1 pseudogene is annotated in these 523 nt (G+C 45.5%); it reads right to left on the reverse strand.

The window, feature by feature from the left end:
* Window positions 1-523 (reverse strand): annotated as a pseudogene (locus R7Q48_RS30940) (response regulator); the annotation flags it as partial.

Here is a 523-nt window from a genome sequence, read left to right on the forward strand (position 1 = left end):
TCTTCGGATTTGCTCGATTTTGGTCTGCGATTCTTGCAGGCGCACTTCCAGGCTTTTGAGCATGTGCACTTGGCTTCGGAAAATACTTGGATGTTGCGCTTCTGCAATGGCTCGGCGAGCACGTGGCAACATCGATTTCATTTCACTTAAAAATGAACAGCGTTCGAGCAGTACACACAGATGGTAAAGATCATAGAAGTGCGACAGTTGATTGCTGGCTAGTACCGCTCTGACTTGAGAAATAGCGGCTTTTAAATCACCACGAATCAGCGCGATGTGCGCGTCAATCAACGCAAATTGAGCTTTGAATTGTGAGTTCTTCTCTATCTCACCAATCAGTGGGTTTAATCCAAACAGAAGGTTTTCAAAGCATTGATTTGAAGGTGCATTGAGCGCTCGGTATAAGTGGCAGCGCACAAAATTCAGTTTGGTGAAGATGCCACCTCGGAAGGTATTTTCGTTCTTTTCGTAGTAGCGCTTAATGTAAGTGACCGCGTCATCGTAAGATTCGCTGGCTAAAGAG

It is taken from the genome of Vibrio sp. 378, from assembly GCF_033339435.1.